General features: G+C 58.9%; 11 protein-coding genes. 3 read left to right on the top strand and 8 right to left on the bottom strand.

Annotated features, from left to right (window positions below; genetic code table 11):
• Nucleotides 1–2 precede the first annotated feature (2 nt).
• The 5 genes from ASQ50_RS12995 to ASQ50_RS21225 all read right to left on the bottom strand — a co-directional run bounded on the left by ASQ50_RS12995 (nt 3) and on the right by ASQ50_RS21225 (nt 5,001).
• Nucleotides 3–521 (bottom strand): hypothetical protein, encoded by a 519-nt coding sequence (locus ASQ50_RS12995; RefSeq protein WP_017679334.1) that lies wholly within the window; start codon nt 519–521, stop codon nt 3–5.
• Nucleotides 518–1,372 (bottom strand): ABC transporter ATP-binding protein, encoded by an 855-nt coding sequence (locus ASQ50_RS13000; RefSeq protein WP_058091444.1) that lies wholly within the window; start codon nt 1,370–1,372, stop codon nt 518–520. The genes ASQ50_RS12995 and ASQ50_RS13000 overlap by 4 nt, the downstream gene beginning before the upstream one ends.
• The gene (locus ASQ50_RS13005; RefSeq protein ID WP_082888488.1) at nt 1,372–2,421 is read right to left on the bottom strand and encodes a FecCD family ABC transporter permease; all 1,050 of its coding nucleotides are present in this window, start codon (nt 2,419–2,421) and stop codon (nt 1,372–1,374) included. The genes ASQ50_RS13000 and ASQ50_RS13005 overlap by 1 nt, the downstream gene beginning before the upstream one ends.
• The gene (locus ASQ50_RS13010) at nt 2,418–3,521 is read right to left on the bottom strand and encodes an ABC transporter substrate-binding protein (protein ID WP_058091638.1); all 1,104 of its coding nucleotides are present in this window, start codon (nt 3,519–3,521) and stop codon (nt 2,418–2,420) included. The genes ASQ50_RS13005 and ASQ50_RS13010 overlap by 4 nt, the downstream gene beginning before the upstream one ends.
• Nucleotides 3,522–3,669: 148 nt before the next feature.
• A complete protein-coding gene (locus ASQ50_RS21225) occupies nt 3,670–5,001 on the bottom strand; it encodes a hypothetical protein (RefSeq protein ID WP_197492687.1) in 1,332 nt (443 codons plus the stop codon).
• Between the two features lie 104 nt (nt 5,002–5,105).
• Here ASQ50_RS21225 and ASQ50_RS13020 point away from each other — a divergent pair, with 104 nt between their 5' ends.
• Nucleotides 5,106–6,026, top strand: coding sequence for a LysR family transcriptional regulator (locus ASQ50_RS13020; protein ID WP_058091443.1), 921 nt, complete (start codon nt 5,106–5,108; stop codon nt 6,024–6,026).
• A 393-nt stretch (nt 6,027–6,419) separates the two neighbouring features.
• Complete coding sequence (gene narI, locus ASQ50_RS13025; protein WP_197492688.1) at nt 6,420–6,905, top strand: respiratory nitrate reductase subunit gamma; 486 nt, start codon at nt 6,420–6,422, stop codon at nt 6,903–6,905.
• A 166-nt stretch (nt 6,906–7,071) separates the two neighbouring features.
• Here narI and ASQ50_RS13030 read toward each other — a convergent pair whose 3' ends face one another.
• Nucleotides 7,072–8,397: an IS1182 family transposase gene (locus tag ASQ50_RS13030; RefSeq protein WP_068351502.1), complete on the bottom strand. Its 1,326-nt coding sequence runs from the start codon at nt 8,395–8,397 to the stop codon at nt 7,072–7,074.
• A gap of 127 nt (nt 8,398–8,524) precedes the next feature.
• Between ASQ50_RS13030 and ASQ50_RS13035 the strand changes: the two genes are divergently transcribed.
• A complete protein-coding gene (locus ASQ50_RS13035; protein WP_058092604.1) occupies nt 8,525–9,484 on the top strand; it encodes an AraC family transcriptional regulator in 960 nt (319 codons plus the stop codon).
• A gap of 58 nt (nt 9,485–9,542) precedes the next feature.
• Here ASQ50_RS13035 and ASQ50_RS13040 read toward each other — a convergent pair whose 3' ends face one another.
• Complete coding sequence (locus ASQ50_RS13040; RefSeq protein WP_058092603.1) at nt 9,543–12,638, bottom strand: efflux RND transporter permease subunit; 3,096 nt, start codon at nt 12,636–12,638, stop codon at nt 9,543–9,545.
• Nucleotides 12,638–13,735, bottom strand: coding sequence for an efflux RND transporter periplasmic adaptor subunit (locus tag ASQ50_RS13045; RefSeq protein ID WP_058092602.1), 1,098 nt, complete (start codon nt 13,733–13,735; stop codon nt 12,638–12,640). Before ASQ50_RS13045 ends, ASQ50_RS13040 begins: the two co-directional genes overlap by 1 nt.
• Between the last annotated feature and the right edge of the window lie 201 nt (nt 13,736–13,936).

Below are 13,936 nucleotides of genomic sequence, written 5' to 3' on the forward strand. Positions count from 1 at the left end.
ACTCATGCGGCAATAACCTTGGCGTCGTAGAGCTCTTCGCTGGGCATCCTGATCAGTCGGCCACTCATCTCAAGTTTCATCTTGACCAGTGCAGCTTCCTCCTCGGGAGTGCGGTCTTGCTTGCGTGCCAACTGGATGAACTCGGGGCGTACATGACCCGGACGAATGGTGATTTCCACCGCCTTGCCACGGTATTCGAAGCGGAAGTAGTAGCGCCCGCCTGGAGATTCTTCCACGCCTTCACCCAGCGCTTTGTCAACGATATAGCGCCCTTCGGTCAGGCCTCGGGTGACGAACTCAATTGCATCGCGACCGCCGGGGCCGCCAAAGGCGGTCACGCAGCGTACTTCGCGACGTTCAGGCAGGCGGCCCTCGTCGAGCAGTGGCCAGGCGCGTTGCATCACCTTCAGTCCATGCACCACGCCGCCCGGATAGCCCGGTCCGTGGTACTTGAGCAGCTCATCGCAGGTGACGGTGAACTCTTCGCCGTTTTCCAGATAGGAAATAGCATCGTGTTTCATTGGAAGCTCCTTTGGGTTCCAGGGGAGGAAGCAGGGGTAATCCCCCGCCGGGATATCTCGTGAGGGCATTGGCAGTTCTGTTTGCGCAAGCCAAACAGCGGGAACACGGTACTTTGCTGGTACTCGCCTGCTTGCACCTGAAGGCGGCGCAAAGGCATGCCATAGAGCTGGGAGAGCTCGCTTTCGCTCAGCAGCTCGCTGGCCATGCCAAAGCGCACGTTGTCACCTTCGTGCATCAGCAGTGCCTTATCGGCCAGGTAGAGTGCGTGCTGGGGATGGTGGGTGGTGAAAATCACGGTATGGCTGCGTTGGCGACGCAGCTCGAACAGCACCCCCAACAGCAGATCCTGGTTGGCCAGGTCCAGCGCCGCGGCCGGTTCGTCCAGCACCAGCAGCTCTGCGCCGGTTGCCAGGGCTCGTGCCAGCAGTACGATCTGCCTCTCACCGCCGGAGAGGCTGCCAAAACACTGCTGAGCCAGATGCCTCGCGCCGACATGATCTAGCGCGCGCAGCGCTAGATCGTGATCATGCCGTGAGGGTACGGAGAACATCGGCAGCAACGCGGCTCGGGCCATCAGCACCACATCGATGCAGTGGTGATTTTCGCCGCCATGGTGGTGCTGCGGCACATAGCCGATCAGCCGGGGTGCCTCGCGCCGGCCTTGGGTCAGGCGCTGCGAGCCGAGCAAGGCCTTGAGCAGGGTGGTCTTGCCGCGCCCATTGGGGCCAAGAATGGCCATGGTCTCGCCTCTGGGTATGGCAAAGCTGAGATCGCGAAAGATGCAGCGTGGGCCAAAGCGCACTTCGGCCTTGCACATGCGCACGTGGATGCCGTGGTCTGTGGTGTGCATCAGAACCCCCTGCGCTTGCGTGTGCAGAGCAAATAGATGAATACCGGGGCGCCGATCAGCGCGGTCAGCGCGCCCAGGGGGATTTCCGAGGCGGTCAGGCTGCGTGCCAGGGTGTCGGTAAAGACCATGAAGGACGCCCCCAGCAGCACGGTGCTCGGGTACAGGCGCATCTGGTCCTCACCCACCAGCAGGCGCGCCATGTGGGGAATGACCAGCCCCACCCAGCCCACTACGCCGGAGGCCGTCACGCAGGCGCTGATGACCAGCGAAATCAGCAGGAAAACCACTATGCGTGACTGCCCAACGCGGATACCAATGGACCGCGCCTCGTCGTCGCCCATCGCCAGCACGGCAATGCGGAAACGCATACGATGCAGCAGGAAAATGCTCACCAGCAGTACCGGCGCGACCTGCTGGAGCTTGTCCCAGCTGGCCGAGGCAAAACTGCCCATGAGCCAGAAGACGATGGCTGGCAGGCTGCTTTCGGGGTCGGCTGCGTACTGCACCAGCGAAACCCCAGCGGCAAACAAGGCATCGATGACAATGCCTGCCAGCACGATGGCGACCAGCGTACGGCCAGCCACATTGGCAATCAGCACCACTAGAAACAGCGCGCCAAAGGCCGACAGGAAGGTCGCTCCCATCAGCAGCGGACCACTCAGCCCGGCCAGAATGGCCAGAGTGCCGCCCAGCGCCGAGCCCGACGACAGGCCCAGCACCTTGGGCGAAACCAGCGGATTGCGAAACAGGGTCTGCAAGGCTACGCCGCAGATGGCCAGCCCAGCACCGGTCAGGGCTGCCAGAAGAATGCGCGGTAGGCGCACATTCAGTACCACCAGCGTATCGACGCTGCCGTCTTCAAGGCCGTGCGGGGCATCCCAGAGCACCTGCAGTATCTGCCCGGTCGTCAGTGGGTAACGACCGGTGGTCAGACCCAGCAACACGGCTGATAGCAAAAGGCCTACCAGTAACGGCCAGTGCAACGTGCGCAGCAGGTTCTGGATCAGCCGTTGCGCGGGTGGGACGAGGAAATCGGTCGATGCACTCATGGCGAGGAAAACACCTGGTAGCCGCGCGCTCCGGCATTCACGTCCAGGCGCAGGATGCGGTCGATATCAGCGTCCGACAGCTCAAAATCGTAGAGCAGCCTGAACCCCTGACGCAGCTCCTGACGCAGGTCGAAGGCAAAAAGCTCCGGGTGGGCAAGATTGGCCAACCACATCCAGGTGAACGGGTTCTCCGGGGAAGCGCTGTCCCAGATGTAACCACCCTGGGGCGTTTTGTAGATGCGCTGCTGTTGTGCCGCCGGCAGGCGGGACAGCAAGGGATCGTCGTACACCCGTTGCGGCAGGGCCTCGGGGTCGGCGGAGGACAGCAGAATGATGTCGGGCTTCCAGGCCAGGATCTGCTCGCTCGTGACAGAACTTTCAACCCCCAGCTCGGCAGCCACGTTCTCTGCGCCCACCAGTTCGATGAAGGTGTGCTGATAACTTTTCCGGCCGGTGGCGGTCAGGCGGGCGCTGGCCGCCCGCAGGTGCAGGATGCGCGGCTTTTGCACTCTGCCCGCCTTGGCCAGGGTTTCACCGATTTCCGCCATGACCCGGTCACGCCAGTCGAGGAGCTGTGCCAGCTTGGGAACCTGGCCAGTGATCTCGGCGACCATGCGCATGTTCTCGCGCGCCAGTGCTTCCGTGCCGCCACTGCCGCCGCCCACCATCAAGGCAACGGGCAGCCCGGCATTGCGCAGAGGCGCCACGATATCGTCGCCACGGCGACCCCACTGGATGACCAGATCCGGCTTCAGGGCAGCAATGGCCTCGACATTGGGCAGCCAACCGCCACTTTCGGCCAGGATGTCGCTGGTGATCGTGGCGGCCTCAGGGAACATCACCCCCATCATCCCGCCTTCAAAGGCACGCCTGGATATCTGATTCATGCCCACAATGCGTTGGGCACTACCATCGAGGGCAATCAGCGTTGCTGCGGCCGGGTTGGGGAGTGTCACGATGCGTTGCGGCTGCGCATTGAGCGTAACTTCATTGCCCACGACATCCCTGAAAACAAGGGGCTGCGCATGTACGCCCGTAGCCGTGAGCAGCATGGCGGCCAACAAGCCCGCCAAGCTGAGTTTTTGGTATCGGTCCGTCATATGGGCCACCTGTTTAATATCCAACATATCGAACATCATAAATATAAATGATTATTATTTGTACTTGATTGTAGTGATCAAGCCCGCTAAGTAAAACGTAATGATTGGAACGGCTCGTGAAGTGATTTCGAATCGCTGGCCGGGAGGGCTAACCAGTCGATCCGGCTTGCGCCGTGTGTTCGTGCAGCCAAGGCAGGAAGCCCCGCAGGAAGCGTGTGGTGGCTGGCATAAAGTAGCTGCCGTGGTGGTAGCAAGGATCCAGCGAGGTGACGATCAGGCGCCCGGGTGTGGAGTGCCTGTCTTCATAAAGCACGGAGCCATGCCCCTCCTTGTCGATAAGCGAGCGCGCCCCTTCCGGGATAGCAAACGAGCCGTGCTGGTGCCAGGTGGCATCGGCCAGCGTGATGTAGTTGAACAGCGAGTGCTCGGGCCAGAGCAGGCGCAAGCCGGAGTCCGCTCCGGGAGTGATCCACCACCAGAAGTTGGTGGGGCAATCGGTCCAGCTAACCTGTGGCAGCCATTGCTGCGGGTTGGTGTTGCCCATGGCCACCACGGTCTTGCCCTGATCCAGAAACCGGGTAATGGCGCTGCGATGGCGCGCGATCAGGTCGCCGCGGGTCTCACAGCAGAACACCAGGGTATCGGCGGCAGCGAAGTCGTCCGGGCCCAAATCGAGCACATGACGGCGCATCTGGAGGTAGGGGGCAAACTCGGGCGTATGCAGGGTACGGTGATGAAAATAGGTGCCACCCTCTACAAAGCACACGCGCGCGGCATGGGGGGCGTCGGTGCGGGCCGGACAGCTTGTTGCGGATTCTGCCCGCAAGGCCGGTTCGGCGAAGTGTCGTGGAGCTTGAGTATCTGTAATCCCTGCGCCGGGTACGGGCGCGGCGGCGGCCCAGTCGTAAAAGGCCTGGCGCATGCCGTGCGCGGAGGGCGCGTTGCTGAAGGACAGAAAGTCATTGCCGGCATGCACCAGCAACTGGCCGCCGCCGGGGTATGGGTAGGTCCAGTCCAGCGGCAGGCGCGCCTGCTTGCCCAGTTCGTTCAGTACTTGCGCCCCCGCTGGCGGCGGATTGAAACCACGGCCATAAAAACCGGCAACTCCCTTGCGGTAGGTCAGCTCGCTGCTTTCGATACCTGCAAAGATCGGGTGAGCATTGAGGTTGTGTACCTGTAAACCCGCCAGACCAGGCTCGTGCGTCGGCCTGTAAGGCCGCAGCTCGTCCAAGAAAGGATGTACCACGTGCCCATTGAAAACCAGTTTTCCACCTTGCTGCAGATAGCACTGCAATTGCTCCCTGCAGCGCAGTAGCTCGCGCTGATCGGCGTAATTGGTGATGACGATGCAGCAAAATGCCGAGAGGTCGGTACTGGCCAGGGCATACATGGGAATGCCGACCGAATCGCCGTGCGGGTAGTCGGCAAATACGTTTGTACGAGGCAGATCGCTGTTGAGTATCAGGGCAATGTTGCTCATGCTCGCTCGCCAAATAATAAAAAGAACGATAATCGTATTTGCTTTCATTTGAGAAATAGATTCTAATGCCTTCTCCTGTTAAGAAAAACTCAATGATTTGAACGATGCGTGAAGTAATTTCGAATCGCCTGGCGTCGATATCCATCCGCGACCTGCTGCTGGTAGAAGCCGTAGCCCAACAACGCAGCTTTCGCCTGGCGGCCGAGGCAATGGGAATTTCGGCTTCCGGGCTGTCCTACCAGGTCAGGAAAGTCGAAGAAGTTCTGGGCAGTGCCATTTTTGAGCGGGGCGGCAAGACCACGCCAACCGCCTACGGCATGGTGGCGCTAAATGAAATGCAGGCGATTCTGGAGAGCGCCACCCGCCTGGAGGCGCTGCGCGATGACTCAACCACACCCTTTGGGCAGGTGCTGCGTCTGGGTGTCATCTCCTCCCTGGCCCCGCGGGATTTGCTGAACATCCTGAAACTGTGCCGTGAGCACTCGGCGCAGACCAGGGTGGAGATCGTATGCGGCATGCACCAGGGGCTGTTGCGCCGACTGCTCAACCGTGAGGTCGACATCGTGATTACAGCAGGGCAGGAAATCCCCGATGGCCTGGCGTACACCGAGCTATTCCGCGAGGGCTTTGTATTGCTTACCCGATCGGATCAACAACCACTCCAGTTGGAGCCGGCTTCCCCCCCCGAACTTGGATTATTGCCGCTGAACGAGGACGACTTTGTGCCATCCAGCGTTGCTCAGGGCCTGGAGTCCCTGCTGACTTCTGGCCTGGCACGGGCATTTGGCCTGAGCGTGGGGCACCGCATCGCGCTGGTCTCCGCGGGCTATGGCCATGCGCTCCTGCCACGCGGCTGGGTGCAAAGCATGCCGTTGCCGCCGAATCTGACCCTGGTCCCCCTGCCCGATAGCATGTCCGAGGAGCGAGTACTGGGCTGCATCTGGCGCCAGTCCTTCCCGTTGGGGCCGGAGATTGCGAAGACATTTTGTACGCTCAAGCTGGGGGGCGTGCAGAGTCATGCGTAACCCGAGCTGTTCGATGTAGCTGACGGTGATGCGGTACTTGTGGCTTTTCATGGGCTTTCCATACGGCTGGTCGCAGCCTGAAGGCTAGATTTGATCCGCCCTGTGATAAATACCCAAACCGTTTTCATATTCAAAACCGAGGATTTCCAATGGGGCGAACCACCCAGGCTGCGATACCCACACCAATCCTAGCCAGCGCTCAAATGGACGGCGGCAATCGCTCGCCTAACCAGAAAGTCCGAATCTGAAACTGCAGATGGGAAGCAACCCACTCCTCTGCATCGTTTTTTTTCAGATGGGCGATAAGCACTCCATCCGTTAAGAGCGAGGCTGTTCGCATTATGACGGCCACCTCGCCAACCCCTTCTGCCAATCGTTAATAGGAGAACCGCTATGAATGACGCGATTGCGCACTACGTAACCCATCTTATCTACGGTTACTACCGCTACCTTGCCGGCACGGTGTTCCTGCTGGGTAGTCTGCTTCGTTTCGATCATGGTCAGTACACCTGGAAGACTGGCTCCAGCCAGATGCTGTCATCCAAGAACATGCGCCTGGGCAGCAACCTGTTCCATATCGGTATTATCGTGATTTTCTTCGGTCACTTGGTGGGCATGCTTACACCGCACTGGGTTTATGAACCGTTCCTGCACGCCGGCACTAAACAGCTAGTGGCTATCGTGGTCGGCGGTATTGCCGGTGCCATGTGCGTGGTGGGCGGCGCCATGTTGCTCTATCGTCGTCTGGCCAATCCACGCGTAAAGGCGTCGTCGAGCATGATGGATACCTTGATCCTGGGCTTGATTGTCTTACAGGCATGCCTTGGCATGGTGACCATCATCTTCTCGCTAGGAGTCTGCGCGGCAGAAGTGTTTTGAGCAAGTGCCTCCGCCGCGCCGAATCACGGTTGTGCCCGAGAGTATATGCGCAGTATCCAACCGGATAGAGTCACGATTTTCTATTCAGGCAATCAAGACGGTTATAAGCAAGTTCACAACCGTAACCCGACCACTCAGCACGGCCCAGCACGCCGCCTCAGATCGCCTATGTCAGCCTCATCAGCGAACTCATCCGCCTGAGGTTAAGCGACAGGCAGGCCAGATCCCATTCGCCTTGCACGGCACTAAGCCCCCTCAGGCTGAACTGCCGGAAGCCCAGAATATGCTTGATCCAGCCATTAACCGCCTCAACCAGATGCTTGCGCCGGGCGTAAACCGATCGCCCCGTCGCGGTGGCCAGTTTCTCGGCCATCCGTGATGTGGCGGGATAACCGCTCGCGTCTATCTCTGCGCTCCTTTTACCTTCCCGACGCAGCGAGACATAACCGTCAATCCTTTTGTCCTCCAGGGACTGTAAGTCGTCTTCTTTACGGTAACCGGCATCCGCTAGGCATTGTTCCGGGTAGGTTTTCAGGATGTCTTTCACGTCATCCAGTAGCGGTATCAGGCAACCCTGATCACTGGCATTGCTGCCCAGATGATTAGCGACAATCAGTTGGAATTCACCGTCCACGGCGAGTTGGCCGTTGTAGCATTGCTGGAACCCATCGGCGGTTTTCATAATCCGGCTTTGCGGGTCGGTAAAGTTGCTTTGATCTTTGTCGTCCGGCACCCCGTAATCTCGCTTGAAGTTCCGGCCACCGCGGGGTGGGCGGCGATCATCGTCCGGGTGCCGGCCTTTGGCTGTATCCCGCGCTTTCTGATCCGCTTCCAACTTCTCCTTGGCAGCGCGGATCTTGTCCAGTCGCGCCTGTCGGTACTGCAACTCCTCAGGTAGCTCATCACCCCGCTGATCCGGGCCGAACTGCCGATCTTCCGACTCATCCGTTCGACGGGCCTGACGACATAGCCCATCGATCTCTTTCGATAAACGATCTTCTTCCTCGCCCATGCGGCCATAGCTCATGGCCTTGTGCTTACTGGCATTAGCCCGAATCTTTGTGCCATCAATCGCCAGTGTTCCCAGCGTGATCAGCTCCGCCTCCCGGGCAATCCGTACGACTTGAATGAAGATGGCCTTGAAGGCGACCAGATGGTGTTTGCGGAAATCACAGATCGTGCGGTGCTTGGGAAAATTACCCGCAGCCAGAACCCGAAAGGCGACGTCTTCCTCCAACTTCCGGGCAATCTTGCGTGAGGAGAATACGCCGGTGGCGTAGGCGTAAATAAGAACCTTCAGCATCATCCGCGGATCGAACGGCGAGTTACGCCGACCGTTGCCTTCGTAGCGGGCGTAAAACGCACTCAAATCCAGCTCCTCGACAACATCACTGACAAAATAGGCCAGGTGGCCATCAGGCAGCCACTCGTTCAGGCTTGGGGGAAGGAGCAATTCCTGGTCGGGCGAGTACGGGCGGAAAGTGGTTCCCATCAGACGTCCTGTTGCCGAAAAATTTTGGTTTATTATGCCAGAAACGGGCTTCTGCCGCGCAGACTCCTAGGGCTTTGTCCGCAGCTACTTTAAAACGGCAGGCTCACTAATTGCCTTTTTGAGCTATATGCGAACTCTGAATGCCAAACCGGAATTGGAAGCCTACCTGCGATTGAGTGGTGCAGGTTGTGGAGAGTGGCTGGCCGCCATGACAGAGCTGCTCGGGTGCGGGGGAATAACCTGTGGCCTGACTCGTCCCCAGGGATTGGTGGGTTCGTTGTCAGCCCTTGATGTAGAGGCTGGCTTGGTCTGTGTGCTTGATGTCGCTCAGGATATGCTGCTTGCCGACTGCTGCATGCCTCAGAGGCTTCTGGTAGCCACCATTCACGGATCGGCTCAGGTATCGTCAAAAGGTGGCCCTGGTGTGTCTGCCTTTCCGTTGATCATGATTCCCGCTGGCCAAACATTCAGCTTGAGAATCAGCAAGAACAGTCGGCTGGTACTGGTGTATCCGGTGGGTGAGCTGGTACCAGTGTGGCCCCGGCCAGGCCTGGACGTGGCGTTGGCTGGTCATATCCATCGTTTTCTAATGAAGGCGGATTATTTTCAGGATCATCAGGATGCCAGTCGGGAGACACTTGCTCTGTTTGAACGCCTGGAACAGCAACTGGCGACGGGCAGGGTTGAACTGCCCGAAGAACTGCCAGTACTGGACCGGAGGCTGGCGAGGGTGATTGAGAAAATTCGTAGCGAACAGGACTGGGATTTTGATCTGCAGGAACTGGCTAACCATTCCGGGGCCAGCGAACGTAACCTGTATTACCTGATGAAGCGGGAAACCGGCATGACCCCTTATCGCTTCTATCAGCGCTGTCGTCTGATACGCGTGCGTAAACGCCTGGTGGATTGCCAGTGCGACGTGCCACACATCTCCTGGTATGCCGCTGACGAGGGCTTTACCCATCTGGGCCGCTTCGCCGCGCTGTATCGGGAACACTTCGGCGAGCTACCCAGTGAAACTGTGCAGTGGCGACGGCGGCTGCTGGTTGAGCCAGTGATGGAACCCGCCGACTTTGCCATGACCTGACGCCACATAGCCCGCAGCGGATGACCGGAGCGGGCTCTGTAGTAACACCAGTCAGCATTTAATGGCTGCTGGATGTGGCCGGTGCCCCGTCGTTGTTGGCAGCTTCCGTATACTCATCGGCCGCAGAGCCATGATGGTCCCGTGCCAGCAGAATGTAGAAGGCCGGCAGCACGAATACGGTAAACAACGTGCCGATACCCAGTCCGGCACTGATGGTCAGGCCAATCGCAAACCGGCTCTCGGCCCCCGGGCCCACCGCAATCAGCAGCGGCACCATGGCAAAGATCAGTGCCAGGGAGGTCATGATGATCGGGCGCAGGCGAATGGCTGCAGCTTCAATCACTGCATCCACCTTGTTCAGGCCTTTCTCTTTCTGCAGCAGGTTGGCGAACTCCACGATCAGGATACCGTTTTTCGACACCACACCAATCAGGGTAATCAACCCCACCTGGGTGTAGATGTTCATGGAGGCAAAGCCGAGCACGATAAACGCCATGGCACCGGCGACGGACATGGGCACCGACACCAGGATGATGATCGGATCGCGCCAGCTTTCGAACTGTGCGGCCAGTACCAGGTAGATAACCAGCAACGACAGGAAGAAGGTCACCATCAGAGCGCTGCCCTGGGTGGCCAGCTGCCTCGACTCGCCGGTATAGTCAAAGCTGAAGCCTTGCGGGAATACCTCGGCTGCGGCCTGCTCCATAAAGTCCATGGCGGAGCCAGCTGCCACGCCGGGCATGATCACGCCCTCAAGAGTCAGCGAGTTCAACTGGTTGAACTGGGTCCGGTTGGAAGGTTCCACCTCTTCACTGAAGCTGACCACACTGGATAGAGGTACCAGTTGGCCATTGCCGGCGCGGATGTAATAGTCGTCCAGTGCTTCACGGCTGGCACGGAAGTCATTACCCACCTGCGGAATTACCTGATAGGAGCGGCCTTCCATATTGAAGCGGTTGATGTATCCGCCGCTGAGCATACTGGCGAGCGACTGGCCGACATCACGCATGGACAGGCCCAGGTCTGCCACCCGGTCCCGGTCTACGTTGATGCGGGTAACGGGCTTGTCGAAGTTGATGGATTTCTGCAGGAACATGAAGTTGCCGCTCTGCATGGCTTTGCCAAGAAGTTCGTCGGCGACTTCATTCAACTGTTCGTAGGTGCCACCGGTGGTCACCACGAACTGGAACGGCAGGCCGCCACCCGAACCAGGCAGGGCCGGTAACGGGAACACCGCCGTCTGCAATCCGGTCACTTTTTTGAGTTCGGAATCCAGCATGGGCTGTACCTCGAACTGGCTGATTTCCCGCTCACTCCAGGGTGCCAGCTTGAAACCGCCAAACACGGCGTTCGGGCTGGTGATACCAAGAATCATGAAATCCTCGTTGTAGCCGGGCACGCCGGACATCCGCTCCTGAACCTCCTGGCCATGATCAAACAGATACTCCAGCGTCGAGGTTTGCGGCCCCAGCCCCTGGTAAAACAGGATGCCCTGGTCCTCGGTGGGGGCCAGCTCATTCTGGCTCATCATCACCATAAAATAGATCGAACCCAATACCACGACGGCGAAGAACACAACCACCGACTTGGTCTGCATCAACGAGGTAAGAGCAGCTTTGTAGGCATTGGCGAGGCCATTGAAGGTTTTTTCAACCAGCACCTCGAAGCGCCCGGGATTGCCATGGGGTTTCAGCACCTTGCCGGAGAGCATGGGTGAGAGTGTCAGGGCAACAATGCCGGAGATCACAACCGTACCCGCCAGGGTGAAGGCAAACTCAGTAAACAGCGAGCCCACCAGGCCGCCCATAAACCCGATTGGCGCATACACCGCCACCAGCGTGGTGGTCATGGCAATGATGGGTGTGGCCATTTCACGGGCGCCATTGAGGGCAGCGTCAAACCGTGATTCGCCCTGCTCAATGTGTCGGTGCACGTTCTCCACCATGATAATGGCATCGTCCACCACCAGACCGATGGCAAGCACCATGGAGAGCAGGGTCAGCAGGTTCAGGGAGAAACCGAAGATCAGCATGATAAACGCGCCGCCAATCAGCGACAGCGGCACTGCCACAGACGGCACGATGGCCGCTCGAATCGAGCCGAGGCAAAGGAACACCACCACCAGGACAATCAGCATGGCTTCCAGCAGGGTACGGATGACTTCGTTGATGGAATCTTCAATGAAGTCGGAGGCATCGTAGGCCAGGCGCACATTCAGGCCGCTGGGTAGCTGGCTTTCGATGTCCGGTAATTCGTCTTTCACCAGGCCGGCGACGGTCAGCGGGTTGGCTCCCGGCGCCAGTTCGATGGCGACATAGGTGGCGGGCTCGCCCTTATAAAGCGCAAGCTGATTGTAGGTTTGAGAGCCAAGCTCCACCTCGGCAATGTCCCGCAACCGAATCAGGGTACCGTTTTGCTGCTTGACCACCAGGTTACGGAAGGCTTCTGGATCGGCAATGTCGGTATCACTGGTCAGGGCAATCTCGGTGTACTGACCCCGGGTGGTGCCGACAGCGGCCTGATAGTTGTTGGCACGTAGCTTGTCTGCCACTTCGACCGGGGTAAGATCCACCGCGGCCAGCTGCTCCGGGTCCAGCCACACTCGCAGGGCGAAAGTACGCCCCAGCAGCTGGGCCTTGCCAACGCCAGACAACGCCTGCAGCTTGGGCTGAACCACGCGGGTCAGGTAATCGGTAATCTGGGGGACTTCCAGCTCGGTACTGTAGAAAGCAATATACATCAGGGCCGTGTCGTCACCGGTGGTGGAGGTGATCACCGGGTCTTCTGCATCGCCGGGCAGCACGTTGCGCTGGCTGGCAACCTTGGCCTGAATTTCAGCGAGGGCGTCGTTGGCATCGTAATTCAGAACCATCTTGGCCTGAATCGTTGACACGCCCTGGGAACTGGTGGAGGAGAGGTAGTCGATGCCGCTGGCCTCAGCAATGGCCTGCTGCAGGGGCGTAGTGATAAAACCTTTGATCAGGTCAGAACTGGCACCGGGGTACGCGGTGGTGACCGTCACTGTGGTGCTCTCGAGTTTCGGGTACTGGCGGACTTCCATTTCCATGGCTGCCCGGGCACCGATCAGCAGAATCAGCAGGCTGACCACGGTGGCCAGCACCGGCCGGTGGACAAATATGTCGGTGAATTTCATTACTCAGACGCCTCCCGCCCGGACTCGTCCTGGATTTCCACCCGCTGGCCTGCCCGCAGCCGCAGCAAACCTTTCGAGACCACGGTCTCGCCGGATTCAAGGCCTGAGAGAACCGCAACCCGTTCGTTCCGGACCTCGCCCGTGGTGACGGTACGGCGCTCAACGACCAGTTCGCCGTCATTATTCTCCTTCACGGCGAACACGAAGTTGCCGTAAGTGTTATAGGAGATGGCGGTTCTGGGGACCGTGACCACTTCGTTGTCCCTGGGCTGGCCTGTTTGAATCGTTGCGAACATTCCCGGGCGCAATTTGCCATCTTCGTTGTTGAGGGTGGCGCGGATACGAACCGTACGAGTCTCCGGGTTGACCGATGTGTTGATGGCACTGACTTCACCACTGAATGCCTCATCGGGCACCGCAGCCACCGTGACCGTTACCGGGTAACCACGGTCAACCTCCGGCAGGTACTTCTCGGACAGCGTGTAATCCACGTAGATAGGGTTCAGCATATTGATCTCGACAATAGGTGTACCCGTCGGGAGGTACTGCCCCTGGTCGACCATCCGGATGCCCAGGGTGCCGTCAAACGGTGCCCGGATCACTTTTTTGCTCAGTTGAGCCTCGGCTTCGTTTACCCGGGCTCGTGCGGCATCGTAGTTGGCCTTGGCCTCATCGTACTGTGATTGTGATACCGCGCGTTTGGGCAACAGGTCAGACACCCGCTTGAATTCCTGCTCCGCCAGTTGGGCCTCTGCCCGGCGGGTGCGCAGCGCCGCTTCGTCGATGGCGGCATCCAGGCGAATCAGTACGTCACCTTTCTGCACGGTATCGCCGGATTCAAAGTTGATGGACTCAATGACCCCCGGCACCTCGTTGGCCACCTCGATACCGTTAATGGCGTTCACACTGCCCACGGCCTTGATACTCGGCTGCCAGTTTTCCGTGGTGGCGTCGGTCACGGAAATGATGGCCGGCGGCTGTGGCTGGGAGAACATCTCCTGCATCTGGCCGAATTCATAGAACTTGTAACCGAAGATGCCGCCGAGGACGACACCCAGAAAAATGATGACGATGACAAAACGGGATGCGGTGCGCATAGGTCTGTTCCTGGGCTAGGATTCTTAAAAAGGATAATGTCGCCGGGATGGGAAGGCTGACAGCTTTCCTTGCGCATCAGGGGGCGGCGACAGGCGGACGCTTGTTGAGAATGCGTCAGCTTAACGATAACCTGTAGGATGCTACAAAAAGCACTTCGGTTTGTCACCAGTTTGCCTCTAAATCTCAGTATATCTACTGCT

Source organism: Marinobacter sp. LQ44, assembly GCF_001447155.2.
Classification (GTDB): Bacteria; Pseudomonadota; Gammaproteobacteria; order Pseudomonadales; family Oleiphilaceae; genus Marinobacter.